General features: G+C 62.0%; 27 protein-coding genes. 18 read left to right on the top strand and 9 right to left on the bottom strand.

All coding sequences use genetic code 11. From position 1 onward, the window contains the following. Positions 1-7: 7 nt before the first annotated feature. Together ACT54B_RS01970 and ACT54B_RS01965 are read right to left on the bottom strand one after the other, a co-directional pair. A complete protein-coding gene (locus ACT54B_RS01970) occupies positions 8-1,111 on the bottom strand; it encodes an ABC transporter substrate-binding protein (RefSeq protein ID WP_476042476.1) in 1,104 nt (367 codons plus the stop codon). Positions 1,112-1,284: 173 nt separating this feature from the next. Continuing rightward, positions 1,285-2,157, bottom strand: coding sequence for a MurR/RpiR family transcriptional regulator (locus tag ACT54B_RS01965; protein ID WP_476042475.1), 873 nt, complete (start codon positions 2,155-2,157; stop codon positions 1,285-1,287). A gap of 186 nt (positions 2,158-2,343) precedes the next feature. Here ACT54B_RS01965 and ACT54B_RS01960 point away from each other — a divergent pair, with 186 nt between their 5' ends. The 9 genes from ACT54B_RS01960 to ACT54B_RS01920 all read left to right on the top strand — a co-directional run bounded on the left by ACT54B_RS01960 (position 2,344) and on the right by ACT54B_RS01920 (position 11,653). Beyond that, the gene (locus ACT54B_RS01960; protein WP_476042473.1) at positions 2,344-3,111 is read left to right on the top strand and encodes an N-formylglutamate amidohydrolase; all 768 of its coding nucleotides are present in this window, start codon (positions 2,344-2,346) and stop codon (positions 3,109-3,111) included. Between the two features lie 119 nt (positions 3,112-3,230). Next, entirely contained in the window at positions 3,231-4,766 is a 1,536-nt protein-coding gene (locus ACT54B_RS01955) for an amino acid permease (protein ID WP_476042471.1), read from the top strand. Positions 4,767-4,931: 165 nt separating this feature from the next. Next, complete coding sequence (locus ACT54B_RS01950; RefSeq protein ID WP_476042469.1) at positions 4,932-6,296, top strand: glutamine synthetase family protein; 1,365 nt, start codon at positions 4,932-4,934, stop codon at positions 6,294-6,296. 198 nt (positions 6,297-6,494) lie between these two features. Beyond that, a complete protein-coding gene (locus ACT54B_RS01945) occupies positions 6,495-7,877 on the top strand; it encodes an aldehyde dehydrogenase family protein (protein WP_476042467.1) in 1,383 nt (460 codons plus the stop codon). Next, positions 7,877-9,022, top strand: a complete 1,146-nt coding sequence (locus ACT54B_RS01940; protein ID WP_476042465.1) for an iron-containing alcohol dehydrogenase — start codon at positions 7,877-7,879, stop codon at positions 9,020-9,022. The genes ACT54B_RS01945 and ACT54B_RS01940 overlap by 1 nt, the downstream gene beginning before the upstream one ends. Before the next feature lie 223 nt (positions 9,023-9,245). Beyond that, positions 9,246-9,965 carry an AAA family ATPase gene (locus ACT54B_RS01935; RefSeq protein WP_476042463.1) on the top strand — a complete coding sequence of 240 codons (720 nt, stop codon included), beginning with the start codon at positions 9,246-9,248 and terminating at the stop codon, positions 9,963-9,965. Positions 9,966-10,136: 171 nt separating this feature from the next. Beyond that, positions 10,137-10,988 carry a 3,4-dihydroxyphenylacetate 2,3-dioxygenase gene (hpaD, locus tag ACT54B_RS01930; protein WP_476042461.1) on the top strand — a complete coding sequence of 284 codons (852 nt, stop codon included), beginning with the start codon at positions 10,137-10,139 and terminating at the stop codon, positions 10,986-10,988. Positions 10,989-11,045: 57 nt separating this feature from the next. After that, positions 11,046-11,348 carry a type II toxin-antitoxin system RelE/ParE family toxin gene (locus ACT54B_RS01925; RefSeq protein ID WP_476042459.1) on the top strand — a complete coding sequence of 101 codons (303 nt, stop codon included), beginning with the start codon at positions 11,046-11,048 and terminating at the stop codon, positions 11,346-11,348. After that, complete coding sequence (locus tag ACT54B_RS01920; RefSeq protein WP_476042458.1) at positions 11,345-11,653, top strand: addiction module antidote protein; 309 nt, start codon at positions 11,345-11,347, stop codon at positions 11,651-11,653. The genes ACT54B_RS01925 and ACT54B_RS01920 overlap by 4 nt, the downstream gene beginning before the upstream one ends. A gap of 17 nt (positions 11,654-11,670) precedes the next feature. On the opposite strand, the gene ACT54B_RS01915 is transcribed toward ACT54B_RS01920, so the two are convergent. Further along, the gene (locus tag ACT54B_RS01915; RefSeq protein WP_476042457.1) at positions 11,671-13,026 is read right to left on the bottom strand and encodes a L,D-transpeptidase; all 1,356 of its coding nucleotides are present in this window, start codon (positions 13,024-13,026) and stop codon (positions 11,671-11,673) included. A 200-nt stretch (positions 13,027-13,226) separates the two neighbouring features. Between ACT54B_RS01915 and ACT54B_RS01910 the strand changes: the two genes are divergently transcribed. The 4 genes from ACT54B_RS01910 to ACT54B_RS01895 all read left to right on the top strand — a co-directional run bounded on the left by ACT54B_RS01910 (position 13,227) and on the right by ACT54B_RS01895 (position 15,374). Next, positions 13,227-13,697 (top strand): MarR family winged helix-turn-helix transcriptional regulator, encoded by a 471-nt coding sequence (locus ACT54B_RS01910; protein ID WP_476042455.1) that lies wholly within the window; start codon positions 13,227-13,229, stop codon positions 13,695-13,697. 25 nt (positions 13,698-13,722) lie between these two features. Continuing rightward, on the top strand, positions 13,723-14,556 hold the full coding sequence (locus tag ACT54B_RS01905) for a DUF4432 family protein (RefSeq protein ID WP_476042453.1): 834 nt from the start codon (positions 13,723-13,725) through the stop codon (positions 14,554-14,556). Between the two features lie 107 nt (positions 14,557-14,663). Continuing rightward, positions 14,664-15,002 carry a protein tyrosine phosphatase family protein gene (locus tag ACT54B_RS01900; RefSeq protein ID WP_476042452.1) on the top strand — a complete coding sequence of 113 codons (339 nt, stop codon included), beginning with the start codon at positions 14,664-14,666 and terminating at the stop codon, positions 15,000-15,002. 30 nt (positions 15,003-15,032) lie between these two features. Next, the gene (locus tag ACT54B_RS01895; protein ID WP_476042450.1) at positions 15,033-15,374 is read left to right on the top strand and encodes a RidA family protein; all 342 of its coding nucleotides are present in this window, start codon (positions 15,033-15,035) and stop codon (positions 15,372-15,374) included. 78 nt (positions 15,375-15,452) lie between these two features. Here ACT54B_RS01895 and ACT54B_RS01890 read toward each other — a convergent pair whose 3' ends face one another. Further along, entirely contained in the window at positions 15,453-17,006 is a 1,554-nt protein-coding gene (locus tag ACT54B_RS01890) for a helicase HerA-like C-terminal domain-containing protein (protein ID WP_476043468.1), read from the bottom strand. Positions 17,007-17,250: 244 nt separating this feature from the next. Here ACT54B_RS01890 and ACT54B_RS01885 point away from each other — a divergent pair, with 244 nt between their 5' ends. Further along, positions 17,251-17,628, top strand: a complete 378-nt coding sequence (locus ACT54B_RS01885; RefSeq protein WP_476042448.1) for a hypothetical protein — start codon at positions 17,251-17,253, stop codon at positions 17,626-17,628. A gap of 5 nt (positions 17,629-17,633) precedes the next feature. On the opposite strand, the gene tam is transcribed toward ACT54B_RS01885, so the two are convergent. From tam to ACT54B_RS01860, 5 genes are all read right to left on the bottom strand, one after another. Then, a complete protein-coding gene (gene tam / locus ACT54B_RS01880) occupies positions 17,634-18,452 on the bottom strand; it encodes a trans-aconitate 2-methyltransferase (protein ID WP_476042447.1) in 819 nt (272 codons plus the stop codon). A 5-nt stretch (positions 18,453-18,457) separates the two neighbouring features. Continuing rightward, a complete protein-coding gene (locus ACT54B_RS01875; protein ID WP_476042445.1) occupies positions 18,458-19,132 on the bottom strand; it encodes a haloacid dehalogenase type II in 675 nt (224 codons plus the stop codon). 60 nt (positions 19,133-19,192) lie between these two features. Continuing rightward, positions 19,193-20,287 carry a hypothetical protein gene (locus tag ACT54B_RS01870; protein WP_476042444.1) on the bottom strand — a complete coding sequence of 365 codons (1,095 nt, stop codon included), beginning with the start codon at positions 20,285-20,287 and terminating at the stop codon, positions 19,193-19,195. Between the two features lie 98 nt (positions 20,288-20,385). Next, on the bottom strand, positions 20,386-21,426 hold the full coding sequence (locus ACT54B_RS01865; RefSeq protein WP_476042443.1) for a zinc-dependent alcohol dehydrogenase family protein: 1,041 nt from the start codon (positions 21,424-21,426) through the stop codon (positions 20,386-20,388). 134 nt (positions 21,427-21,560) lie between these two features. Continuing rightward, on the bottom strand, positions 21,561-21,896 hold the full coding sequence (locus ACT54B_RS01860; RefSeq protein WP_476042442.1) for a hypothetical protein: 336 nt from the start codon (positions 21,894-21,896) through the stop codon (positions 21,561-21,563). Positions 21,897-22,129: 233 nt separating this feature from the next. Between ACT54B_RS01860 and ACT54B_RS01855 the strand changes: the two genes are divergently transcribed. The 4 genes from ACT54B_RS01855 (at position 22,130) to ACT54B_RS01840 (ending at position 25,522) form a co-directional block, all read left to right on the top strand. Continuing rightward, complete coding sequence (locus tag ACT54B_RS01855; RefSeq protein WP_476042440.1) at positions 22,130-22,732, top strand: superoxide dismutase; 603 nt, start codon at positions 22,130-22,132, stop codon at positions 22,730-22,732. A 205-nt stretch (positions 22,733-22,937) separates the two neighbouring features. Beyond that, complete coding sequence (locus ACT54B_RS01850; protein WP_476042439.1) at positions 22,938-23,582, top strand: LysE family translocator; 645 nt, start codon at positions 22,938-22,940, stop codon at positions 23,580-23,582. A 91-nt stretch (positions 23,583-23,673) separates the two neighbouring features. After that, complete coding sequence (locus ACT54B_RS01845; RefSeq protein WP_476042437.1) at positions 23,674-24,942, top strand: TCR/Tet family MFS transporter; 1,269 nt, start codon at positions 23,674-23,676, stop codon at positions 24,940-24,942. Between the two features lie 136 nt (positions 24,943-25,078). Next, the gene (locus ACT54B_RS01840) at positions 25,079-25,522 is read left to right on the top strand and encodes a c-type cytochrome (RefSeq protein ID WP_476042435.1); all 444 of its coding nucleotides are present in this window, start codon (positions 25,079-25,081) and stop codon (positions 25,520-25,522) included. The last annotated feature ends 34 nt before the right edge of the window (positions 25,523-25,556 follow it).

Raw genomic sequence — 25,556 nt, 5'->3', positions numbered from 1 at the left:
GATCCCGTTACTGTACGTTAGCGCCGACGACGCTGTCCCAGCCCTTCGTGATGGTTTCCTTGTAGGCTGCCTGCTCGTCGAGCGTCGGGAAGACGGCCTTTTCATAGGCGGCAGCCGGCGGCAGCTTGTCGAGGAGGTCCTGCGGAACCTTGCCGTTCTTCACCAGATCGTTGAAGCGGATCGGGTGGCAGTAGCCCTTCAGCCAGCCGAGCTGACCTTCGTCGGAATAGAGATATTCCATCCAGAGCTTGGCAGCGTTCGGGTGCGGTGCGAAGGCGGAGATTGCCTGCACATACACGCCAGCGACCACGCCGGAAGCCGGGATGACGACATCCACGTCCGGGTTGCCCTTGAGCGTGTCACGGTCGGCCAGCGCGTTGTAGTCCCAGCGCAGGATGATCGGGGTGGTGCCCTGGGCGAGCGGGGCGGACTTGCCGATGACCGGCACGAAGTTGCCCTTGGCGTTCAGGTCCTTGAAGAAGTTGAGGCCTGCTTCGCCAGCCTTGGCAACATCGCCGCCCGAAGCGGAAAGACCGGCTGCAAACACGCCGGAAATGGCCTGGTTTGCCGTGCGCGGGTCACCGGCAAGCGCAACCATGTTGGCATATTCCGGCTTCTGCAGGTCGGCCCAGTCCTTCGGGCTTTCCTTGACGATGTCCTTGTTCACTTCAAAGGCCATCACGCCGTAATAGTCGCCGTACCAGTAGCCATCGGCATCCTTGGCGGTATCCGGGATCGAATCCCAGGTGGCAACCTTGTAAGGCTGGATCAGGCCATCCGCCTTGGCGGAGGGGCCGAAGGACAGGCCGACGTCGATCACGTCGGGGGCCTGGTCGCCCTTGTTGTCCTTGTTGGCCTTGATGGCTTCGATTTCATCGCCCGAACCGGCGTCCGGGTTCAGTTCGTTGACCTTCAGGCCGTACTTGGCCTTGAAGCCTTCGATCAGGGCGCCATAGCCGCACCAGTCGTGCGGAAGGGCGATGGTCGTCAGCGTTCCCTCGGCCTGGGCCGCCTTGACAAGGTCTTCCATCGAGTCTGCGGCGGCGATGGAGCCCGATGCAATGAGGGCGGCCGTCGACAGCGACAGGATTTTTCTGAGGTTGGAAAGCACTGTTCTTCTCCCTTTTGTCTGTTAACAGCGAGCGTGCTGTTACTTCCGTTGCATGAATGCTTTGTGACACTTATGGTGCATATAAAAGTTATAATATATAACTATATAGATGCACCGACACGTCTCGGCCGTATGGCCGAAACGGTATTCGATTCAGTATGTTAGTCCAGCATCTAGACCGGTTTCCGGAATAGTCTGGTCTGCTCGAACAGACCTTCGAGGGTCCTTATACGTTCGCGGGTTTCATCCCAGTTTGCATTCTGCACCGCCTCGATGAGCGCCTCGACCACGAACAGCGTCACGACGGAACTGTCCCAGGCCGAAGGTGCCTCGATGCGGCTTCGAAAGGTATGGCGGGCGTGCTTGGCGATGGGCGACACCCATTGGTCGGTAAAAAGCACGATCTCGACACCGCGGGCGCGGGCAAGCTCGGAAAGGGTTGCCATTTCCAGCTCGTATCGGCGGATGTCGAAGACCACGAGCACGTCGCCTTCGTTCATGTTCAGCACGTAATGCGGCCAGGAGCTGGAATTGGCCGCGATCATCACCGTGTCCTGGCGGATCACCTGCATGTGATTGTGGAAATAGTCCGCAATCACCCGGGTAATGCGGCCTCCGGCGAAATAGATGCTGCGCTTGCGGTCGGCCAGCAGGGCTGCCGCCTGGTCGAAGGATGCGGGCTCGATGTCGGAAAGCGTTTCCCTGAGGTTGTTCGTCACCGCGTCGGCAAAGCGGTTCAGCACATGGGTGCCCGGCGCGTTGGCGGCCCAGCGGTCATGCTTGGCGATGGGATTGGACAGGGTGGCTTCCAGCTCCTGGTGAAGGTGCGCCTGGAATTCCGCATAGCCCTTGTAGCCGAGCTTCTGCACCATGCGGGCCACCGTCGGCGTGGAGACGCCGGCGTTTTCCGCAACCGTGGTGATGCTGCCCAGTCCCGATACGGGATAGTTGTCCAGCAGACTTTCCGCGAGCTGCCTTTCGGCCCTCGTCAGTGTCTCAAACTGGCCGTTGATCACGTCCGAAACTGTTTTTGTCGTGCTGTTCAAGGCACTTATGCTCCCCGGGCCCAATCTGTCGCGGGCCTCTGTCACAAATTAAAAAACCGGATTGTGACAGGAGTCAATTGTCGTTTTGAAAAGAATCTTTCAGTTCCTGGATTGACAGGCGGCAAAAGCTGAAGAATTCTTTTCGTCATTCAGGAACTTTTAAGGTTTTGGGTAGGGCAGCAACTCATGCAGGGCGAAGCCGAGCTTCTGACGAAATCCGAGGGATCGCCGGTCGCGGTTGCCAATGCCGGGGGGCGGGGATCCGTGGTGCTCGTCTGCGAACATGCCTCGCGGCGGCTGCCGGCGCAGCTGGGGTCGCTCGGTCTTTCGGCCGAGGCGCTCGAAAGTCATATCGCCTGGGATCCGGGTGCGCTTGCGGTGGCCGAACAGCTCTCGGCCTCTCTCGATGCGCCCCTCGTCTTTCAGCGGTTCTCTCGTCTCGTCTATGATTGCAACCGGCCGCCGGAAGCGCCGGGGGCAATGCCTGAAACCAGCGAGATCTACGATATTCCCGGCAATCGAGCGCTTTCGACGGCGGAGCGCGACCGGCGCACGCAGGCGCTCTATCTGCCTTTTCATGCGGCGATTTCCGAGCTTCTCGACCGCCGCGCGGCGGAGGGACGGGAGAGCGTGATCGTGACCATGCACTCCTTCACGCCGGTCTACATGGGCAAGCCGCGCGCGGTGGAAATCGGCATCCTGCATGACGAGGACAGCCGCATTGCCGATGCCATGCTGGCGGCCGCCGAGGGGCGGACGCCTTACGAAATTCGCCGCAACGAGCCCTATGGGCCGGCGGATGGCGTGACGCATACCCTCATAAAACACGGTCTTGCCCGCGGGCTGAAGAACGTGATGATCGAGGTGCGTAACGACCTGATACGAAATGAGGACGGCCAACGGGTCATGGCCGCGCTTCTGGCAGATCTTCTGGGCAAAGCCCTGAAGGCCTGACCGAATACATAAAGACCCGGGGAGCAGTCATGCGGACGGCGGGATGAACCCGCCGCACTGAGGAAGAGGAAGTTTCCGCAATAGCGCGGAAACCTGAGGGACTATAGGGGCATCATGCCATGAGCAACCATCTAGACGATGATGCAAAACACCTCCACTCGATGGGCTACGCGCAGGAACTGGCGCGCAGCATGAGTGGATTTTCGAATTTCGCGATTTCCTTCTCGATCATCTGCATTCTGGCCGGCGGTATCGGCGCCTACACGGTCGCGCTCGGCGCAGCCGGCGGCGCATCGATCGGCATCGGCTGGATCGTCGGTTCGATCTTCGCCCTCGTGGTGGCTGCGGCCATGGGCCAGATCGCATCGGCCTATCCGACGGCCGGCGGCCTATATCACTGGGCGTCGATTCTCGGCGGCCGTGGCTGGGGCTGGGGAACGGCCTGGATCAACCTGTTCGGCCTGCTCTTCGTGGTCGCATCGGTCAATTACGGCGTCTACCTGCTGCTGAAGGACCTCATCCTGGTCGGCATGTTCGGCATGGATCCGAATTCCTTCACCGGCACGCACCTGACGATTGCCGTCGCCATCATCACCCTTGTTCAGGCCGTGATGAACTATGTCGGTATCCGCGTCACCTCGCTGCTCACCGACTTCTCGGGCTATCTGATCCTGGCGGTTTCCGTCATCATCATCCTCGGCCTGTTCTTCGGTTCGCCGGTTCCGCTGGATTTCTCGCGTCTCGTCACCTTCAAGAACTATACGGGTGACCCGGGTGCCGGAACCTGGCCGGCCACGCAGAGCATCTTCTATGCCTTCATCCTCGGCCTGCTGCATGTGTGCTACACCATCACCGGTTTCGACGCCTCTGCCCATACTTCGGAAGAAACGAAGGATGCGCAGCGCGCCGTGCCGCGCGGCATGCTGAACGCCGTGTTCTGGTCTGCCATCTTCGGCTGGCTGCTGGTCGCAACCATGCTGCTGGCCATGCCGAGCGTCGACGAAGGCGCGGCCAAGGGCTGGTCGGTTTTCGCCTATGTGCTCGACTCGAGCCAGATGCCGAAAATGCTCAAGGACGTCATCGCCATCGGCATCGTCCTTTCGAACTTCCTCTGCGCTCTGGCGGGCATGACGTCGCTGTCGCGCATGATCTTCGCCTTTGCCCGTGACGGCGGCATTCCCGGCGCATCGGGCTGGCTCAAGAAGGTGCACACCACGCACCGCACGCCGGGCAATGCGATCGTGACCGGTGCCGTTCTCTGCTTCATCCTCGGCCTCGTCGCCGGCAACAATGCCAACGCCTATATCATCCTGTCCTCGGGTTGCGCGGTGTTCCTGTACATCTCCTACATCATGCCGATCGGCGCGGGCATTCTCGCCGAAGGCAAGACGTGGACGAAGAAGGGTCCGTTCGATCTCGGCGTATGGTCGAAGCCGATTGCGGTCGTCGCCCTTATCGGTGGCGCAATCCTGGCCTTCGTCGGCTTCCAGCCGCCCTACGAACTGGTGGGCAAGTTCCTTGCCGGCCTGATCGTGGCTCTGGTCGTCGTCTGGTATGCCTTCGAGAAGCGCCGCTTCCAGGGCCCGCCGCTGACGGAAGACGCCGTAAAGGCCCGGCAGGCGGAAATTGCAACCGCCGAGCAGGCCTTCAACTGAGGCTTGAGCATATCCTGCAATGATCCGGAGGGCCGCGGCGAGGTCCGCGTCCCTCCACTCGACAATCAACAAGAAGCTGGGAGCAGGCGGGCATCCGGCCGCCGGCACGAGATTGCTGTTTGACCGGGCAAGGGCCTGGCCAGCGGAAACGGGCGAGAAAACACCATGAGCACATATTCGTTTGACGATCTGAAGAAAGATGTGGCCGAGGGCCGCATCGATACGGTTCTCGCCTGCCTGGTGGACATGCAGGGCCGCCTGATGGGCAAGCGCTTCCAGGCGGAATATTTCGTGGAAAGCGCGTGGGAAGAAACCCATAGCTGCAACTATCTGCTGGCGACCGACCTCGAGATGGAGACTGTTTCCGGCTACAAGTCCACAAGCTGGGAGAAGGGCTATGGTGACTACACCATGAAGCCCGATCTTTCGACGCTGCGTCGCGTGCCCTGGCTCGAAGGCACCGCACTGGTTCTTTGCGACGTGCTCGACCACCACACCCATGCGGAAGTGCCGCATTCGCCGCGGGCCGTGCTGAAGAAGCAGGTGAAGCGGCTGGAAGCCATGGGCATGAAGGCCTTCATGGCCTCCGAACTCGAATTCTTCCTCTTCGACCAGTCCTATGAAGATGCACGTCTGTCCGGCTATCGCGACCTGCATCTCGCCTCGGGCTACAACGAGGATTACCACATTTTCCAGACCACCAAGGAAGAGGATGTCATGCGCGCGATCCGCAAGGGTCTGCAGGGCGCCGGCATCCCCGTCGAAAATTCCAAGGGCGAAGCCTCTGCCGGACAGGAAGAAATCAACGTCCGCTATGCCGAGGCGCTCGACATGGCAGACCGCCATTCGATCATCAAGAATGGCTGCAAGGAAATCGCCTGGTCGCGCGGCAAGGCCATCACCTTCCTCGCCAAATGGAACTACAATGCGGCGGGCTCGTCCTCGCATATCCACCAGTCCCTCTGGAGCCTGGATGGCAAGCCGCTTTTTTATGACAAGGACGCCAAGTACGGCATGTCCGAGCTGATGAAGCACTATGTGGCCGGCCTGCTCACCCATGCGAGCGAGATCACCTGCTTCCTGGCGCCCTACATCAACTCCTACAAGCGCTTCATGGCCGGCACCTTCGCGCCGACCAAGGCCGTCTGGTCCAAGGATAACCGCACGGCTGGCTATCGCCTGTGCGGCGAGGCGACCAAGGGTATCCGCATCGAGTGCCGCGTCGGTGGCTCCGATCTCAACCCCTATCTCGCCATGGCGGCGTTGCTTGCCGCCGGTATCGACGGCATCGAGAAGAAGATGGCGCTTGAGCCGCAGTTCGAAGGCGATGCTTATGGCGGCAAGGGCATCCGCGAAATTCCGCGGACGCTGCGTCATGCCACCGAAGAACTGCGCAACTCCGCCATGCTGCGTGCCGCCTTCGGCGACGACGTCGTGGACCATTATGTTCGTGCTGCCGAATGGGAGCAGGAAGAATATGACCGCCGCATCACCGACTGGGAGGTGGCGCGCGGTTTCGAGCGGGCGTAAAGTCCGCTTCGCGCGCCTCTTCTTCGGAAGAGACAAGACACATCGGGCGGGCAGGGGTGACAGCCCTTGCCCGCGCTGCTGCCCCGGCTGCGACAGTTTGGAGCGTCCTGCATGGCGAAATCTCCCGGCAGGGTGCTTGAAACTGTCGCCCGGCGAGCCGATCAAGGTGGCGACAAGAATTCGATTGGAGCACGTGACATGACCATGATTCAATGTATCTCCCCGGTGAACGGGGAAGTCTATGCCGAGCGCGAGGCGATGAGCTTCGACGCTGCCAAGGCTGAAGTGATGCGCGCCCGCAAGGCGCAGAAGGCCTGGGCCCGCCGTCCGCTGGAAGAGCGTGTGCAGCTGGTGCTGAAGGGCGTTGCCCGCCTCAACGAGATGGCCGATGAGGTCGTGCCGGAGATCGCCTGGCAGATGGGCCGTCCGGTCCGCTATGGCGGTGAATTCCGCGGCTTCAACGAGCGTTCCAACTACGTGGCTTCCATCGCGGCCGATAGCCTGAAGCCCTATGTGGTCGAGGAAAGCGCGAATTTCGAGCGCCGCATCGAGCGCGAGCCGCATGGCGTCGTCTTCGTCATCGCGCCCTGGAACTATCCCTACATGACCGCGATCAACACGATTGCCCCGGCGCTGATGGCGGGCAATACCGTCGTCATCAAGCATGCCGCGCAGACGCTGCTCGTCGGCGAGCGCATGGTGCGCGCCTTCGTGGAAGCGGGCGTTCCCGACGATGTCTTCATCAATGTCTTCCTGACCCATGACGTGACTTCGGCGCTGATTGCCGATGGCAACTTCAACTTCATCAACTTCACCGGTTCGGTCGAGGGCGGGCGCGCCATCGAGCGGGCAGCCGCTGGCACCTTTGCCGGTCTGGGCCTCGAGCTCGGCGGCAAGGATCCGGGCTATGTGATGGAAGACGCCAATCTCGACGCGGCCGTCGATACGCTGATGGACGGCGCCTTCTTCAATTCCGGACAGTGCTGCTGCGGCATCGAGCGCGTCTACGTGCATGAAAGCCTGTTCGACGCGTTCGTCGAAAAGTCGGTGGCCTTTGCCTCCGCCTACAAGCTCGGCAACCCGCTGGAGCAGGACACGACGCTCGGGCCGATGGCCAACAAGCGCTTTGCGGCGACTGTGCGCGCCCAGACGGCCGAAGCCATTGCCGCCGGCGCCAAGCCGCTCGTCGATGGCAAGCTCTTCCCCGAAGATGACGGCGGCGCCTATCTCGCCCCGCAGATCCTCGTCAATGTCGACCATTCCATGCGCGTGATGCGCGAGGAAAGCTTCGGCCCGGTCGTCGGCATCATGAAGGTGAAGAACGACGAGGAAGCGCTGGCGCTAATGAATGACAGCCCCTACGGCCTGACCGCCTCGCTGTGGACCGGAGATGCCGGCCGCGCTGCCCGCATCGGCCGCGAGATCGAGACCGGCACCGTCTTCATGAACCGCGCCGACTATCTCGACCCGGCTCTCTGCTGGACCGGCTGCAAGGAAACCGGCAAGGGCGGCTCGCTCTCCGTGCTCGGCTTCCAGAACCTTACCCGTCCGAAATCCTACCACCTCAAGAAGGCTCTCTGATGTCTATTTCTGCTAACTGGAGCTATCCGACCGCCGTCAAGCTCGGCGCGGGCCGGATCAAGGAACTGGCCGATGCCTGCAAGAGCCTCGGCATGAAGAAGCCGCTGCTGGTCACCGACCGCGGCCTTGCTTCCATGCCGATCACGCAGGGCGCCCTCGACATTCTCGACGCCGCCGGCCTTGGCCGCGCGCTGTTTGCGGATGTCGATCCGAACCCGAACGAACTGAACCTCGAAGCCGGCATCAAGGCCTTCCGCGATGGCGGCCATGATGGCGTCGTCGCCTTCGGCGGCGGCTCGGGTCTCGATCTCGGCAAATGCGTGGCCTTCATGGTCGGCCAGAACCGTCCGGTCTGGGATTTCGAGGATATCGGTGACTGGTGGACCCGCGCGTCGGTCGAGGGCATTGCGCCGATCGTCGCCGTGCCGACCACGGCCGGCACCGGCTCCGAAGTGGGCCGCGCTTCGGTCATCACCAATTCCAAGACCCATGTGAAGAAGATCATCTTCCATCCGAAGTTCCTGCCGGGCGTCGTCATCGCCGATCCGGAACTGACGGTCGGCATGCCGAAGTTCATCACGGCCGGCACCGGCATGGATGCCTTCGCCCACTGCCTGGAAGCCTATTCCTCGCCCTTCTACCACCCGATGTCCCAGGGCATCGCGCTTGAAGGCATGCGCCTCGTCAAGGAATATCTGCCGCGCGCCTACAAGGACGGCGGCGATATCGAAGCCCGCACCAACATGATGTCGGCTGCCGCCATGGGCGCGGTCGCCTTCCAGAAGGGCCTTGGCGCCATCCATGCGCTGTCGCACCCGATCGGCGCGGTCTACAACACCCATCACGGCACCACCAATGCCGTCGTCATGCCGATGGTGCTGAAGTTCAACCGTTCCGCCATCGAGCAGAGGATTGCGAGCGCCGCTGCCTATCTCGGCATTTCCGGTGGTTTCGACGGCTTCTATGACTACGTGCTGTCTCTCCGCGCCGAACTCGGCGTTCCGGAAAACCTGACGGCCTTCGGCGTCGGCAAGGACCGGATCGACGAGCTGGCCGCCATGGCCATCGAGGATCCGAGCGCCGGCGGCAACCCGGTTGCCCTGACGCTCGAAAACACCAAGCAGCTCTTCCACGACTGCTACTGAGACTAAAAAAGGGGGTGGTCTTCGGACCGCCCCTTTGCCTTTTCGGGCGGGGCTGTCGCCTCCCGTTACGTCAATACTATAATTATAGTCTTATAAACTGATTATCTCCCTTTAGTATTTCGTTAACCATAATTGGTAAGAGTGTGTTTACCGGCACCGAATGGGGGGTGCAGCAAGGGAGCGATGACCCGGCTCCAATCCGATCATCAGGGGTTATCAATTCATGGCCATTATTTCACTGGCGAATGCCAAGGGCGGAGCAGGCAAGACGACGGCTGCCCTCATTCTCGCCACCGAGCTTGCCCGGCAGGGCAACCGCGTCGTCATCCTCGATGCCGATCCGCAGCGCTGGATCACCAACTGGTCGGAAACCACGGGACTGGTTCCGAACGTGACGGTGATTTCCGAGGTGACGGTGGCGTCGCTGCCCTACCACATCCTCGACCTCAAGGCGAAGACCGATCACTTCATCATCGACCTTGCGGGAGCCCGCGATGCGCTGGTGACGACCGCACTCGGTCTCTCCGATCAGGTGCTCATTCCCGTGCAGGGCTGCGCCATGGACGCACGAGGGGCAGCGCAGATCCTGGATCTGATCCGCCTGCTGGAAGAGAAGGCGCGGATTTCCATCCCGCATGCCGTCGTGCTCACGCGCGTCAGCGCCATGGTCACCACGCGGGGACTGCAGGCCATCAAGGGACTGCTCGCCTCGCGGGGGGTCAACGTGCTCAACACGATGATTGCCGAACGCACCGCCTTTCGCGACATCTTCGATTGCGGCGGTACGCTCTACACCATGGACCCGCAGCGGATCAGCAATCTCGACCGGGCACAGGAAAATGCCCAGGCGCTGGCCGCTGAAGTCACCGCCATGCTGCCGGTGCGCGTGATTGGCTCGCCGAAATCCCGCACCTTCTTCCGAATGGCCCATCGGGCCGCCTGAGCCGGCTTTTGCCGGGACCATCGGGCCGGGAGGGGGGCTTTCCGGCCCGGTGTCCTGTTTGACCAGGAATGCACTTATTTATTTAACATGTGAAGTGATTGATCTCGGTCAAGGCATCGATCCCGTGGTCGCGGTAGCGTCTCCTCATTGCTGAAGGAGGAGGAGCCCCGCATGAGCAAGCTGAAACTGGCTGCGAAGATCACCCATGTGCCGTCCATGTTCATTTCCGAGCAGCCGGGGCCGAATTTCGGCTGCCGCGCGGCGGCCATCGAGGGACTGAAGGAAATCGGCCGCCGCTGCGACGCGGAGGGTGTCGATACGATCGTGGTCTTCGACACGCACTGGCTGGTAAACACGGCCTATCACATCAATTCCCGCGCTCGTTACAAGGGCATCTATACCAGCAACGAGTTTCCGCATTTCATCCAGAACCTTGAATATGACTATCGCGGCGCGCCCGAGCTGGGTGACGACATCGCCCGTCGGGCCGGCGAGAAGGGCGTGCGGATGCTCTCGCACCACGTGGATACGCTCGAAGTGGAGTATGGCACGCTCGTTCCGATGCGCTACATCAATGCGGATGGCCGTTTCCGGGTGCTGTCGATTGCCGCCTGGTGCCCCTGGCACGAGATGGAAGACAGCGCGAAGATCGGCGCCGCCGTCCGCGAGGCCGTTGAGGCCGGTGACCACAACGTCGCCGTTCTTGCGTCCGGTTCGCTCTCGCACCGTATCCACGACAACAACGAGGCGGCGGCCGGCATCCACACCATTTCCGACGAGTTCTACAAGCAGGTGGACCTGCGCGTGGTGGATCTCTGGAAAGAGGGCCAAAACCGCGCCTTCATCGAGATGCTGCCGCTCTATTCGAAGGTTTGCCACGGCGAAGGCTTCATGCATGATACGGCCATGCTCTTCGGCGCGCTGGGCTGGGACGGATACAAGGGGCAGGCCGAAATCCTGACGGACTATTTCACGTCCTCCGGCACGGGCCAGATCAACGCAGTCTTCCCACTGGCCGCGTGAGGGCGGCGGCATTTAATTCAGGTGTTGCTAATTGTATTTTATCGAATACAATGCCTTATGCAGGTGGAGAAAACAGAGGAATTCGTTGCATGGATGCGGGCGCTGCCCGACGCCCGCGCCGTTGCCCGCATTTCCTTGCAGATTGACCGGCTGGTCGCCGGAAATCCCGGCCACTCCGCTCCGGTGGGTGAGGGTATCAGCGAACTCAAGATAGATTATGGGCCCGGTTATCGGGTTTACTATCTGCGTCGCGGAAGACTTTTGATCATCCTGCTGTGCGGTGGTGACAAGTCCTCGCAATCGAGAGATATTGGCGAGGCCCGGAGGCTCGCCCGGCAAGTGAAGAGAGAGGCGCCATGACCCTCAAGACGACCCCTTATGACAGCGCAGAATTTCTGGAGAGCGAAGTGGCTATCGAGGAGTATCTCGCGGGTGCGTTCGAGACCGGCGATCCGGCTTTTATTGCAAGATGTCTCGGCACCATTGCGCGTGCGCGCAACATGAACCAGCTTTCTCGCGATGTGGGAATGAGCCACGCCGAGCTCTCCAAGGCGTTAAGCGGTGAGGGCCAGCCTGCATTCTCGACCATTTTGAAGATCATGCAGGCGCTCGGCATCACGCTCATGCCCCGCACGCAACGGGACAGGAGGCCGGCCGCTGAATAACCGGCCGGTGCTTGCGCTCAATCCACGAATTCGACGGTGACGCCGGGCTTGACCATCTTGCCCAGCTCGGTCGCGTCCCAGTTGGTCAGGCGGATACAGCCATGGCTCTGGGTCTTGCCGATCTTGGAGGGTTCCGGCGTGCCGTGGATTCCGTATGTAGGCTTGGAAAGCGCAATCCAGACCGTGCCGACCGGGCCATTCGGGCCCGGCGGGATATTCAGGACCTTGTTGTTGTTGCCCTGCTGGAAGTTGATCTTCGGATTGTAGGTATAGCCGGGATTGAAGGCGATGCGCTGGACCTGCACCGTGCCGGAAGGCGAGGGCGTGTCGGCAGAGCCGATGGATGCCGGATAGGCCGCGATGAGCTCCCCGCCTTCACCATAGGCGAAGACCTGCTTGCGGGCCTTGTCGGCGAGAATGCGGGTGACGCTGCCGGTCTTGGGCGGTCCGGGATTGATCACCTTCACCGTTGTGCCGGGAATGGTGAAATCGACCCCCGGATTGATTTCCTTGAGGTAATTTTCGTCCATGTGGAAACGCTCGGCGAGCATTTCGGTGACGGACGTATAGTTCAGGCCCGGCAGCAGCGCCTTCTGCGAATAGTCTTCCGGGATGGCGGCCACGTAAGGGCCTGCCGCATCGGCCGGCGTGATCGTGTAGGTGGTGAAGGGCAGGCCACCCGAGAGGCGCAGGCGCTCCAGAATGTCGTCCATATTATTGGGGTCGAGCGTTTCGCCGTTGACCTGCTCCCAGGCCGCCAGGGCTTTCGCGACGTTCGAACCGTTCTTTCCGTCGACCACGCCGGGCGAAGAGCCGCCCCGATCCAGCAGCACCTGCAGGGCGGCGATTTCCGCCTTGTTCTTGCTGGTGATCGGAGCAGAGGCGACCGGGGGAATGTCGAGGCCGGTCGTGCTCGGGTCGACGCGGGTGCTATCGTCTGGCAGGGCGGCCAGGTCGTCGCCGGGCTCCCCGGGCGGCGGCAGGGGCTGGCCTTCCAGAGGCTGGCTATCCAGCGGCTCGTTGCGCATTTCGGGGATCGAGCCGGTGGAGAATTCCGGGTCATCCGGATAGGACGCGACCTGACCGTCATTGCCGCCGTCGACGCCGGGCAGATCGCCGTTGAAATAGCGATCTGCAGGCACCTCGATGGCAACCAGATTGCCGTAAGCATCCACCAGAACCCGTTGGCCGGCGCGATTATAGCGCACGCGGACCTCGTCCTGTGCCGGCACGTAATCGAGAAGGGAGCCATCGGGCGACATCAGCACCACGTCGCCACGCGCATAGGCTTCCTGCGCGCGCAGGGCGGGTGCGGACAGCAGGGCGGTGCTTCCGACAAGGGCGATCAGCAGGCTGGTACGGGCGCGACTCATCACGAGGATCTTTCTACATTCACGGTCTGTTAACGTAAGACACAGCAAATTCGACGCTAATATGGTAATCATGAAAACTTGGTGTACAAAGTTTTAATTCAGCCTTGCAAGATGGCGCAGACGATCCGCAATCGCCGCGCAAAACCTCCGGCTCACCCTCTAGAACGCCGGATCGGCTTGCAGGTTTCCGGGAGGTGCGGATGAGTGACAGCGCAAAGGCCGTCGATGCTTTCGAGCTCGAGCAGTTCCTTCCCTACCGCATGCAGAGGCTGACGGCCCTGCTGACCGCAGATTTCTTTGCCGGTGGCGGTGCCCGCGGCGTACTGGGCTGGACCGAATGGTACGTGCTGTCTGCGCTTGCGCGGGAAAATGGTGCGACGGCGACCGATATCCATGCCCGGTCCGGCCTCGGAAAGACGGCGATCAGCCGCGCCGTGTCCTCGCTCGAAGAGAGCGGCTTTCTGCATCGGGAGCGGGACACCGCAGATCGCCGGGTGGAGCGGCTGGAAATCAGCGCTGCCGGGCGGGCCGAACAGGCGGCGCTGCGCCGAAAGGCCGATGCCTATGCCGCGCGGCTTCTGTCTTTCTGTCAGGCGGAGGACCTCTATCGGATCGGAAGGCTGCTCGGTATCATCGAGGAGAATCTTCTTGCCGGGCGGACGCTCGGTTGAACCCTCCAAGCCACAGGTCCTGTTCATGACGCAGCCGCTTGTCCTCTCCCATCCCTCCGGCCTGGAGGTGGAGCTCGATCCCGGATCGGTTCTCGATCTGCGCGGCGTGCGGGCAGGGGGTGTGGATTTTGCGCCGGGCCTCGAGATTGTCGATGATGGCGATGCCCGTATCTGGCATTCTCTCCAGGGATTTCTCTTTACCTGCGGACCGGATCACATCCGCCATCCGGATGATTTTGAAAAGGGCATTGGCCGCTACCCCATTCATGGTTCTGTTGCGGGTCATCCCGCGACCCTCATCGATCATGCCCGTGACCGGGCGCGGGCGGAAATCCCGGTGCGCCTTGTCGAAGGCGGCGAGGCCCTGATCGAACGGGAATGGCGGATCGGCGCGGATGGCTGGGTCGAGCTGCGCGACCGGGTCGTCAATATCGGGGATGAACCCTTCGCCTCGATGACCATGTATCACATGAATATAGGCTGCCGGCTGCTGGGGCCGGAAACGCGGCTCGAAGGGGCCATGTTCGAGAATGGCGGCATGGCCTGGGAGTTCTTCGACGATCCCGGCGGCGTCTTCTGCGTTCCGGCTGCTCCTTTTGCGGACGCCGCGGGCCTTGCCCATGTGCGGCTTGGGCCGGTGGCCTCGGCAGGCGGTCTCTCGCTCGACTTGCGCTTCGATACGAAGACGCTTCCCTATCTGCAAATGTGGCGCGCGCGACGGGCCGGGGTGAACGTCATGGGCATCGAGCCCTGCACGCATCGCTGGGAAAGCCGCGCGGTTCTGCGGGAGGCGGGGGAGATCATCGACCTTGCCCGGGGCGAAAGCCGGGAATTTTCCCTGGCGTTCCGTTTCGTCTGAACCGGTCTCCTTCCACTTCCCCGTCATTGCCTGCGCTCAGCTGCGTTGACGCATCGGCGCGCCCCCTTTAGATGGAAGCTCGGTTTTCACAAGCGGAGGATGAGGGCATGGATATCCGGCCAATCGATTCAGACTATTCTGTCAGCGGGCAGATTACGGTGGACGATCTCGACGCCATCAGGCAGGCAGGGTTCCGCTCGATCGTCTGCCACCGCCCGGATCACGAACAGCCGGACCAGCCGGAATTCGCGACAATCGCTGCAAAGGCCGAGGCGCTCGGCCTGCAGATCACCCATATTCCGGTCGGTCCCATGGGTGTGACGGCGGATGCGGTGCAGGCCATGGTCGACGCGCTCGACACGATGGAACGCCCGATGCTGGGCTATTGCCGCTCCGGCGCCCGCTCCACCGCGATCTACCAGCAGACCGCCCATATCCGGAACTGATTTTACCATAAGCCCTCGAAGGAGCATTTCATGACCATCAAGCGTATCGAAAGCGGCAAGCGCATGAGCCAGGCCGTCGTTCACGGCAACACCGTCTATCTCGCCGGCCAGGTGGGCGAAGGCGCGACGGTTGCCGATCAGTGCCGCTCTGCACTGGCCGAAGTCGACCGCCTGCTCGCCGCTGCCGGTTCGGACAAGTCCAAGATCCTGCAGACCATCATCTACCTCTCCGACATGTCCACGTTCGGCGAAATGAATGCGGTCTGGGAAGCCTGGGTCGATCCGAACAACACGCCTGCCCGCGCCACCTCGCAGGCTGCGCTGGCCACCCCGGACTACAAGGTCGAATTCATCGTCACGGCTGCTCTCTGAGCTTTTGCCCCTTGGACGAATGCACAAACGCCCGGCGCAAGCCGGGCGTTTTCTTTGTCAGCCCGAGCCAGAACCGCGTCAGCGGCGGAGGCTGCCGAGGATGCCCCGGACCAGCGCCCTGCCGACGGAAGAGGCGACCGAGCGCGCCACGCTCTTCATCGCCGCTTCCACCACGGTTTCGCGCTGGTAGCCCGAACGGCGGCGCGGTTCGCCCTCGTCGTCCTGGGCAGGTTTGTCGCCGAAGCCCGGAAGCGTCCAGCGGCCGGCCGCATTGTCGTCCTTGCCGGCCTTTTCATCCGGGGTGGGTCCCGGCGCAGGCGCTGCGGTCTTGGCGGCGCGGGCCATCAGGATTTCGTAGGCGGATTCCCGATCCTCATCGACATCATACTGGTTGGCCACCGGGCTGACCTGCATCGCCTTCTGACGCTCTTCGTCCGTGATCGGACCCAGACGGGAGGAGGGCGGGCGGATGAGGGTGCGCTGAACCATGGACGGGACGCCCTTTTCTTCCAGCATCGACACCAGCGCTTCGCCGGTGCCCAGCGCCGTGATGGCGGTTGCACAATCGAAGGCGGGGTTCGGGCGGAAGGTTTCAGCGGCCGTCTTGACGGCCTTCTGTTCCCGGGGGGTATAGGCGCGAAGCGCATGCTGCACGCGGTTGCCGAGCTGTGCGAGGACGGTTTCCGGCACGTCCATCGGGTTCTGGGTGACGAAATAGACGCCGACCCCCTTGGAGCGGATGAGGCGCACGACCTGTTCCACCCGCTGGATCAGGACCGGCGGCGCATCGTTGAAGAGCAGATGCGCCTCGTCGAAGAAGAAGACCAGCTTGGGCTTGTCGAGATCGCCGACTTCCGGAAGGTCCTCGAACAGTTCCGACAGCAGCCACAGGAGGAATGTGGCGTAAAGGCGGGGGTTCATCATCAGCTTTTCGGCCGCGAGAACGGATATCGCGCCGCGTCCGTCATTGGTGGTGCGCATGAGATCCGAAATCTTCAAGGCGGGCTCGCCGAAGAAATTGGCTGCTCCCTGCTGCTCCAGAACGAGCAGGGCGCGCTGGAGAGAGCCGACCGAGGCCTTGCTGACGAGACCGAACTGCCCGGAGATTTCCTCCGCATTCTCGGCCATGTAATTCAGCAGCGCCTGCAGATCCTTGAGATCCAGAAGCGCCAGTCCGCCCTGATCGGCGATCTTGAAGGCGATGTTCAGCACCCCTTCCTGGGCTTCCGATGCATTCATCAGCCGGGCAAGCAGCAGCGGACCCATTTCGGCGATGGTGGTGCGGACCCGGTGTCCCTTCTCTCCGTAGATGTCCCAGAAGATGACCGGATACTGTTCGAACCCGTAGGGATCCAGGCCGATCTGCTGGGCCCGTTTCAGGAGGAAATCCTTTTCGACACCCATCTGCGAAATGCCGGCAAGGTCGCCCTTGATGTCGGCGCAAAAGACTGGCACCCCTGCATCCGAGAAGCCTTCCGCAAGGACCTGAAGCGTGACGGTCTTGCCGGTGCCGGTCGCGCCGGTCACAAGCCCGTGGCGGTTGCCGAAACGCAGATCCAGATATTCCGCCTTGTTGTTGGTGTCGTCAGGGTTGCGGCTCGTGCCGACATAAATCTTTCCATCCTGAAGCAGCACCTTGAAGTCTCCTTGTTCTTCCGGGGCGCGGTGGCGCCCGACGATCCGGCAAAGGTTATAGATCAGCGGGGGGCTCAGGCAAGCGCCGAGGAGGCCATCTGCGGCCTCAAGCATGATTGACAGCGATGATGGGTCGCATCCACCCTTCCAACCGTGAACAAGGCAGCGGAAGAAGGCTTGAGTTTCCGCCCGGTCTTCTTTACCTTGACGTTAACGTAATAGTTCAGCTCGGGAGATTTGCATGAACGAACTCGTCACACAGGTTGCCGATCGGGTGGGCATCGATCCGGCGACGGCCGAAAAGGCCATTGGCCTGATGCTTGCCTTCCTTCAGAAGGAAGGCGACGCCGATGCCGTGGGCCGGATGATCGGTGCCATTCCCGGTGCGGCCGATCTGGTTGCCAATGCGTCTGGCGGCGGCGGACTTCTTGGCGGATTGATGAGCGCCATGGGCGGTGGCGTGATGGCTCTTGGCCAGCAACTCATGGCGCAGGGTCTTGGAATGGGTGAAATTACCGGTCTGGCCCGCGAAACCATGGCGGTTGCACGCCAGTATGCCGGTGCCGAGGTGGTGGACGAGGTCGTGGCTTCGGTGCCCGGGCTCAGCCAGTTCGTTTAAGACCATCAGAGCCCCGCTTCGGCGGGGCTTTCTCCTGTTGCTGTTCTTTTCCGGGCCACGAGGAAAAGCCGCGGCATGGCCATCAGCACCGAGCCATCGGCCATCGGCGGATACGCCGCTTCCACGGCCTTGCGGTAGGCCTGCTTATACGCATCGGCCATGGCCGCTCCCCCCTCCCTTTCCACATGGCCGATCCAGGGACGCAAGCCGGCCCCGCCGACGAAATCCACGATCGCATCCGCATCCGGAAGCTGGTGGAAATAGGTGGTCCTCCACAGGGTGACCTCCAGTCCGGCCGCGCCGAGTGTTTCCATATAGGCGGCGGGCGTCGGCAGCGGATGACGTTGTGGCAGGCCGCTGGCGAATAGCGGCGACCAGGGGCCGTGACGTGCGGTTTCCTCCATCAGCAGATGGGTGGGTTCCCCCAGATTGTCAGGCATCTGAAGGGCCAGCGCGCCGCCGGGCGTCAGCCTGTCGGAAAGCCGGCTGAGGACGGGAAGGTGATCCGGTACCCAGTGAAAGACCGCGTTGGAGAAAATCAGATCGACCGGCGCCGGGGGGCTCCATCGTTCCACGTCCGCTTGCCGGATTTCAATTCCCGGCAGGCGGCGACGGGCCGCCTCCACCATGTTCGGATCGCTGTCGAAAGCGGAAATGGCTGCATCGGGGAAATGGCGGAGCAGAGCCTCCGTGGAGTTGCCGGGACCGCAGCCCGCATCCACGACAGTCATTCCCCTCAAGGCCCCGAGGGCATGCAGAAGATCCGCGACGGGCCGGTTTCTTTCCGCTTCGAACCGGCGATATTGCTCGGGGTCCCAGGCCATGGCGCTCACTCCTCGAGGGTGGATAATCCCGTCAGCGACGGCAGGACATGGCGCGGGGCCAGGTCGGCATATTCTCCCGGCAAAGCGCCCCGATTGATCCAGACCGGGCGGAAACCGAAAGCGGCGGCGCCGGCAATATCCCAGGGATTGGAGGACTGGAACGAAATGCTGTCCGGTGCGGCCGCGAAGCGCTCACAGACCAGGGCATAGGCGGCGGGAACCGTCTTGAACTGGCGAAGGCCATCGACGGACAGAACGGCATCAAGGTAGTCGGCAAGGCCCGCGCTTGTCACCGCGCGGGCGAGCATGGCGTCTGTGCCATTGGAGAGAATGGCGGTTCGGCAGCCCGCCTTCCGCAACGTCTGCAATTCCGGACGCACGTCGGGATAGGCGTCCAGTGTCGCATAGGCTTCCAGCAGAGCGTCCCGGACGGTCGGGTCTGCCGTGGGAAAACGGGCATAGCAATAGTCGAGCGCCTCTTCGGTCAGGCTCCAGAAATCCCGATAACGGCCCATCAGGGTACGAACCCAGCTATATTCCAGCTGCTTGGCGCGCCAGAGGGCCGAAAAGGCGTCCGCATCCACGCCGAGGCCGCTGCCGATCCGGGCCACGGCCGAATGGACGTCGAAGAGCGTGCCATAGGCATCGAAAACAAAGATGCTCCGCCGTCTGCCGCTCATGCGCCCTCCCAGCCTCTATCGAGGGCCGATGATAAGCACGGAACGCCTTTCCGCCAAGCCTCAGGCGAGGACCATGGCGCGCATCTCTTCCTCGCGCGACCGGAGCGACTGGTTTTCAGCGATGCGCCAGACCAGTTCATCGAGGATAGCGCTGTTTTCCGCAACAATGCGCTCTCCATCCGCCATCAGGCCGGCAATATTGCCGGGGCTCAGATCGTCCATCGCCACGTTTCCAGCCGAAAGAGCGCCATTGATGCGGTAATAGTTGAGCATGCCCCGGTTATGGCTCGTCAGACGGGTGGCGATGCCGTCGAAGCTTGCAAGGTCGCGGTTGATCAGGCTGTTCAGCATCTGCGCGGCCGGGCATTCGAGCTGGTGCGCCACATTGACGAGGTGTGGCGTCACCGACGTGAGACCCTGTCCATGATTGCCCGCATTCAGGGCGTCGAAATAGGGCAGGGGCTTGCGGTCGAGGCCGGCGCCGAGCGAAATCACGATGACCTGCGAGCCCGGCCGGGTCCAGCGCACACGGCTGGCCTCGGCATAGGCGCACATGGTCGGGTCGGATGCCATGGCGCCTCCCGTGAAGAAGGGCAGGAGCGGCGTTCCGCGTGGCCTGCTCTTGGCGAGGTTCTCCACCATGGCGGGGGCAAAGAACTCGGGCAAGGCACAGGAGCCGCGCAAAGCCTGCCAGACGTAAAAATTGGCGAAGCCGTTCTCCAGATTGGAGAAGACCACCGCCCGGCGGTTCATCATGTCATAGGCCGGCACCAGAATGCCGGTCTTCGCTGCGCTGAACGTGGTGGTGTCGCCGAAGCGCTGCTTGAGATTGTCCTCGAAGACGTTGGCGCTGTAGGGACCGGCCCCTGCCGTTACCTCCGGCGTCTGGTCGAAGACGAAATCATGATGGAAGCGAAGCATGGTCAGCACTTCGTCCGGCGTGCTCTGCGGCTCGTCCGCCTCATAGGGCTTGGTAAAGCAGAAGGCGGCGGCCATGACGGCCGCTATGCCGGTTCCGGCGAACAGATCCACATAACGATGAAGCGGTTCCCGGCACCCGACACGGTGGAGCCGTTTTTCCAGATCCTTGAGGATAAGGGCAGGGATCAGCGACCTGATCCCGCCATTGTCCAGGGAGAGAATCACTTTCATCATTTGGATGTCCTGTCTAATGATGTTTTCGTAATAAAATTCTTACTCTCTAATTTAAAGGACGGGAAGGGGGTTGCACAAGAGCGGCGACGGCAATTTACTTAAAATTTTGTTATGACCGAGATACCAGTCTCGGTTGCTTTGTCCAGCGCCATCAGCATGGGCACGGCCTCCTCGAGGCTGACATGCCGTCCGACCAGTTGTGCCGGTTTCAGACGACCGCCGGTAATCATGGCCAGCATGTCCTCGTATCGCCAGGCCTGCATGCCATGGCTGCCGTAAATTTCCAGCTCATGGGCGATGACCTGACCCATGGGAATGGCGGGGGCCGCATGGCTGCCGAGCATCAGTCCCACCTGCACATGGCGTCCGCGGCGGCGCAGGTTGCGAATGGAATTGCAGCAGGTGGCGGTGTGGCCGAGCGCATCGAGTGAGACATGGGCGCCTCCGCCGGTGACCTCGCGCACGGCGTCCACCACATCCGGCGTGGATGCACCGTTGATGGTGACCGCAGCGCCGGCCTGCCGGGCGAGCGCCAGCTTGTCTTCGGCAATGTCGATTGCCACGACATTTGCGCCGAGAGCCGACGCAATCATGATGGCGGAAAGGCCGACCCCGCCGGAACCGTGCACGGCGACCCATTCTCCGCCCTTTACCCGACCCTGATCGGCAACGGCCCGGAAGGCGGTCGCGAATCGGCAGCCAAGGCTCGCGGCGGTCGCATAATCCACCTCGTCCGGCAGTTTCACGAGATTGGTGTCGGCATAGGCAATCGACACATATTCAGCAAAGGAACCCCAATGGGTGAAGCCCGGCTGGAACTGGTCGGGACAGACCTGGTGGTTGCCGGAATGGCATTCGCTGCAGCGGCCACAGCCGGAAACGAAGGGCACGGTCACGCGATCGCCCAGCTTGTAGCGCATCACGTTCTTGCCCTTGGCGACAACCCGGCCCGCCAGTTCGTGGCCGGGCACATGGGGCAGCGAGATGTCGGGGTCATGCCCCATCCAGCCATGCCAGTCGGACCGGCAGAGACCCGTGGCCTCCACCTTGATCACCACGCCATCTTCCGTCGGTTCAGGATCCGGCAGGATGCGGATATCCGGCGTCTGGCCGAAGGCTTCGTAATACATGGCTTTCATACGGGCATTCCCTTGGGTTCGGTGCCGGAAGAGTGGCACGGCCGAAAGGCGCCTTGAAGCAGCAAGCCTGACATTCGCTGTCGCAAAACGGACAGGATGGCGGTTCTTTGATGGTTCAAGGCCCGCTTCACCGGTTATCGGTCGATCTTCAGCACGTCCGGTCCGAGTTCGCTGCCCACTTCCGCCTTGTGGCTCTGCTTGCCATAGACGCAGATCTGCGAGCCGGTGCCACCGGCCTTCAGCTTGCCGGTGACGATGGCCAGCCCATAGGTTTCGCTGCCATAGGGATCGACGATGACGCGCGGCTTGACATAGGTACCCTGCACGGCGGCCTTGCAGGCCTTTTCCACATCGCGGGCAAATTCCGCCCATGCATCGCCGGAGGAGGCGCGGGCAGAGGCGCTCAGGCCGATGGCGAGGAGGGTTGCGGACAGGAGCAGCACGGTTTTGCGGGAGGCTGTCTGGAACATCGTTCAATCCTTTTTTTCTGGTGCGATATCGGCGGGATCGCGATGGGGTCGGGCCGTCATGAGGTCATGGCGACGTTTGCGCGTCAAGCCGCACGCGCACTGTTCAGCCCCCGATGGACGACGGGCGATGGGGGATTTTGACGTTTGGAAGGTTGCCTCGGGATCGATCCGCACCTATGTTCCGGCATCGAAAGATGCCTCTTTAACGCATCCTGTTGCCAAAGGAGAAAACCATGGCCTTCGAATTGCCCGAACTTCCCTATGATTACGATGCGCTCGCACCGTTCATGTCGCGCGAGACCCTCGAATATCACCACGACAAGCATCACAAGGCCTATGTGGACAATGGCAACAAGCTTGCCGCGGAAGCGGGCATGGATGGCCTCTCGCTCGAAGACATCGTGAAGCAGTCCTTCGGCAAGAATGCCGGGCTCTTCAACAATGCCGGCCAGCACTACAACCACATCCATTTCTGGAAGTGGATGAAGAAGGGCGGCGGCGGCAACAAGCTGCCGGGCAAGCTGGAAGCAGCGATCAATTCCGACCTCGGCGGCTTCGACAAGTTCCGCGCCGATTTCATTGCCGCCGGCACGACCCAGTTCGGCTCCGGCTGGGCCTGGCTTTCCGTCAAGAACGGCAAGCTGGAAATCTCCAAGACCCCGAACGGCGAAAATCCGCTGGTTCACGGTGGCTCGCCGATCCTCGGCGTGGATGTGTGGGAACATTCTTACTATATCGACTACCGCAATGCCCGCCCGAAATATCTCGAAGCCTTCGTCGACAGCCTGATCAACTGGGATTATGTCCTCGAAATGTACGAAGCCGCTGCAAAGTAAGCGCTTTCGCCACCGAGAATTCGAACGACCCGGTTGCTCCTGCAACCGGGTTTTTCTTTGGCTGGAATGCTCCCGGCACCCATCCGGAAAACCTCATCCATCAGACCGGCGCACAATCGCATAAAATCATTTCATCCTTCTGCCCCTGTTTTCTGTTCACGTTTTGTGCCAGAACGGCAAGCATTGTGGAGCGAGGATAATGATCATGAGTTATGCGGCCAATCTCTGGCTCTTTTTCGTGCTGCTTTTCGGAATCATCATCGTGCCGGGCATGGACTCGCTGTTCGTGCTGGCCAATGGCCTGAACGGCGGTCGGCGCGCCGGCATGGCGGCCGTCGCCGGCATTGTCACGGGCGGTATCTTCCATTCCTTCTACGGGGTATTCGGCGCGGGCCTGATCGCGGCCAGGCTGCCGGCGCTTTATCTCGTCATGCTTCTGGCCGGCGGAAGCTACATGTTGTGGATCGGTTACACGCTGATCCGCAGCTCTATTCGCATCGATCATGTTCCCGACGATCTGGTCAGCCGGCGCGGCTGGTGGGGCATCTACCGGCAGGGCATGGTGACCTGCCTGCTGAATCCCAAGGCCTATCTCTTCACCCTGGCGGTCTTTCCCCAGTATATCCGGCCGGATTACGGGCCGCTCTGGCGGCAGGCGCTCGTCATGGGGCTCATGGTGGCGGCCACCCAGTTCGGCGTCTACGGCGGCGTGGCGGTTGCGGCCGGCAAGGCGAGGTCTTTCCTGCTGGGAAAGCCCGAGGCCACGATCTGGACCGGGCGCATCGCCGGCGCCGTCCTGATCGTGGTCACGCTCCTGACCTTGTGGAATGGCCTGAGCGGCCACCTGTAACCCGCCGCCTGCCAACGGCGTCCGGCGCGAGGCGCTTGACAATCGGCCGGCAGCCAATAGCGTTCACGGCCTTTCAGGAGGAACGATTTTCATGACCCAATCCATACCGGCGCCGGGCCGCCGTTCGCCGGCCCTGATCTTCATCTTTTTGACCGTGCTTCTCGACATGCTGTCGATCGGCATCATCATTCCGGTCCTGCCGAAGCTCATCCTGTTCTTCACGGGTGGCGAGTTCAACCGTGCAGCGGAAATGCTCGGCATCTTCATGTCCGTCTGGGCCTTGATGCAGTTCATCGCGTCGCCGGTCATCGGTGCGCTCTCCGACCGTTTCGGCAGGCGGCCGGTGATTCTCGCTTCCAATCTCGGTCTCGGGCTCGACTACCTGCTGATGGCTTTGGCGCCGGCCCTCTGGGTCCTGTTCGTCGGCCGTATCCTGGCGGGCATTTTTTCGGCCACGGTTTCGGCCGCCCAGGCCTATATTGCCGACATCACGCCGCCGGAAAAACGCGCCGGTGCCTTCGGGATGCTCGGGGCCGCCTTCGGTCTCGGATTCGTGCTCGGCCCCGCCGTCGGCGGCATTCTCGGCCATTATGACCTCCGGCTGCCCTTCTTCGCGGCTGCCGGGATGAGTCTGGCCAATTTTCTCTATGGTTTCTTCGTGCTGCCGGAATCGCTGAAGCCTGACTTGCGTGCGCCCTTCAAGCTCCGCTCGGTCAATCCGATCACCACGCTTTCCCTGCTCACGCGCACCGTGGAGTTGAAGCGGCTCGGTGTCATCGTGTTCCTGATTGCGCTTGCCCACCAGGTTCTGCCGGCCTGCGCCGTGCTCTATATGGGTCTGCGCTATGGCTGGCAGGAAAGGGAAGTGGGCTTCCTTTTGGCAGGCGTCGGCGTGGCGGGCATGATCGTCCAGGGCGGACTGGTCCGCCCCGTGGTCAAGGCCATCGGCGAAAAGCGCGCCATGCTGCTCGGACTTGCGGCGGGGGCCATCGGTTTCGCCCTCTACGGATGGGCGCCGACGGGCGCAATCTTCATGATGGGCGTTCCGGTCATGGCGCTCTGGGGATTTGCCCAGCCGTCGGTTTCCGCCCTGATGACCCGCGAGGTGCCCGCCGATGAACAGGGCCGACTGCAGGGAGCAAGCGCCAGCATTGCCGGCCTCTCGGGCATGGTCGGGCCGTGGGCCTTTGCCTATGCCTTCGCTTACGCGGTGGATCCGGCACAGGGGATCGATATTCCGGGCCTGCCTTTCTATGCGGCCACCGTTTTGATGGCGATCGGCTTGCTGGCGGGGTTCGGTGTCCGCCGCTCGGCCGGGCCTGGGGAGGATCTGGCAACCGGCCGCGCCGCTGCCGAATGAGGTCACGAAGACGTGATGGGCCTGAGGTCTCACAGGCTTGTGACTTCAAGCCGCCACAGAAGCTTGCCATCATGCGCGTCGTGAACATATGGCTGGCAGAAACGGATTCGCCGACGCCGCCGGAGGAGAGGACCCCATGAAACTGAAAACTCTGATGGCTGCCGCCATTGCCCTGAACATGGCTGGCGTTGCCGCCGCCACCGCTGCCGAACCGCAGGAAGTGCGCAAGGAAATGATGGAGAAGATCGGCAAGGCCATGGGTGGCCTGGTCGGTATCGTCAAGGGCAAGACCCCCTATGACGCGGAGGTCGTGAAGGCTTCGCTCACCACCATGTCCGAAACCATCAAGGGTTTCCCGGACCAGTTCCCCAAGGGCTCCGAAACCGGCCACAAGACCGAAGCTTCCCCGAAGATCTGGGAAAACTTCGATGACTTCAAGTCGAAGGCCGCCAAGCTCGGCAGTGATGCCGATGCGCTTCTCGCCGCCCTGCCGGCCGATCAGGCCGCTGTCGGCGCTGCGGTGAAGACGCTGGGTGCCGATTGCGGCGCCTGTCACGAGACCTATCGCCTGAAGGACTGATCGTCCGTTCCAGCCGATTGGCCGCGGCGCATCC

The sequence above is a fragment of the Gellertiella sp. DMC107 genome (genome assembly GCF_056313605.1).
The sequence above is the reverse complement of the archived record's forward strand: the minus strand, read 5'-3'. Positions and strand labels throughout refer to the sequence as shown.

Excerpts from the sequence above, each read along its gene's own strand:
- ACT54B_RS01960 (WP_476042473.1), top strand. The coding sequence starts at position 2,344 with ATGCAGGGCGAAGCCGAGCTTCTGACGAAATCCGAGGGATCGCCGGTC.
- ACT54B_RS01955 (WP_476042471.1), top strand. The coding sequence starts at position 3,231 with ATGAGCAACCATCTAGACGATGATGCAAAACACCTCCACTCGATGGGC.
- ACT54B_RS01950 (WP_476042469.1), top strand. The coding sequence starts at position 4,932 with ATGAGCACATATTCGTTTGACGATCTGAAGAAAGATGTGGCCGAGGGC.
- ACT54B_RS01945 (WP_476042467.1), top strand. The coding sequence starts at position 6,495 with ATGACCATGATTCAATGTATCTCCCCGGTGAACGGGGAAGTCTATGCC.
- ACT54B_RS01940 (WP_476042465.1), top strand. The coding sequence starts at position 7,877 with ATGTCTATTTCTGCTAACTGGAGCTATCCGACCGCCGTCAAGCTCGGC.
- ACT54B_RS01935 (WP_476042463.1), top strand. The coding sequence starts at position 9,246 with ATGGCCATTATTTCACTGGCGAATGCCAAGGGCGGAGCAGGCAAGACG.
- hpaD (WP_476042461.1), top strand. The coding sequence starts at position 10,137 with ATGAGCAAGCTGAAACTGGCTGCGAAGATCACCCATGTGCCGTCCATG.
- ACT54B_RS01925 (WP_476042459.1), top strand. The coding sequence starts at position 11,046 with ATGCAGGTGGAGAAAACAGAGGAATTCGTTGCATGGATGCGGGCGCTG.
- ACT54B_RS01920 (WP_476042458.1), top strand. The coding sequence starts at position 11,345 with ATGACCCTCAAGACGACCCCTTATGACAGCGCAGAATTTCTGGAGAGC.
- ACT54B_RS01915 (WP_476042457.1), bottom strand. The coding sequence starts at position 13,026 with ATGAGTCGCGCCCGTACCAGCCTGCTGATCGCCCTTGTCGGAAGCACC.
- ACT54B_RS01910 (WP_476042455.1), top strand. The coding sequence starts at position 13,227 with ATGAGTGACAGCGCAAAGGCCGTCGATGCTTTCGAGCTCGAGCAGTTC.
- ACT54B_RS01905 (WP_476042453.1), top strand. The coding sequence starts at position 13,723 with ATGACGCAGCCGCTTGTCCTCTCCCATCCCTCCGGCCTGGAGGTGGAG.
- ACT54B_RS01900 (WP_476042452.1), top strand. The coding sequence starts at position 14,664 with ATGGATATCCGGCCAATCGATTCAGACTATTCTGTCAGCGGGCAGATT.
- ACT54B_RS01895 (WP_476042450.1), top strand. The coding sequence starts at position 15,033 with ATGACCATCAAGCGTATCGAAAGCGGCAAGCGCATGAGCCAGGCCGTC.
- ACT54B_RS01885 (WP_476042448.1), top strand. The coding sequence starts at position 17,251 with ATGAACGAACTCGTCACACAGGTTGCCGATCGGGTGGGCATCGATCCG.
- tam (WP_476042447.1), bottom strand. The coding sequence starts at position 18,452 with ATGGCCTGGGACCCCGAGCAATATCGCCGGTTCGAAGCGGAAAGAAAC.
- ACT54B_RS01875 (WP_476042445.1), bottom strand. The coding sequence starts at position 19,132 with ATGAGCGGCAGACGGCGGAGCATCTTTGTTTTCGATGCCTATGGCACG.
- ACT54B_RS01870 (WP_476042444.1), bottom strand. The coding sequence starts at position 20,287 with ATGATGAAAGTGATTCTCTCCCTGGACAATGGCGGGATCAGGTCGCTG.
- ACT54B_RS01865 (WP_476042443.1), bottom strand. The coding sequence starts at position 21,426 with ATGAAAGCCATGTATTACGAAGCCTTCGGCCAGACGCCGGATATCCGC.
- ACT54B_RS01860 (WP_476042442.1), bottom strand. The coding sequence starts at position 21,896 with ATGTTCCAGACAGCCTCCCGCAAAACCGTGCTGCTCCTGTCCGCAACC.
- ACT54B_RS01855 (WP_476042440.1), top strand. The coding sequence starts at position 22,130 with ATGGCCTTCGAATTGCCCGAACTTCCCTATGATTACGATGCGCTCGCA.
- ACT54B_RS01850 (WP_476042439.1), top strand. The coding sequence starts at position 22,938 with ATGAGTTATGCGGCCAATCTCTGGCTCTTTTTCGTGCTGCTTTTCGGA.
- ACT54B_RS01845 (WP_476042437.1), top strand. The coding sequence starts at position 23,674 with ATGACCCAATCCATACCGGCGCCGGGCCGCCGTTCGCCGGCCCTGATC.
- ACT54B_RS01840 (WP_476042435.1), top strand. The coding sequence starts at position 25,079 with ATGAAACTGAAAACTCTGATGGCTGCCGCCATTGCCCTGAACATGGCT.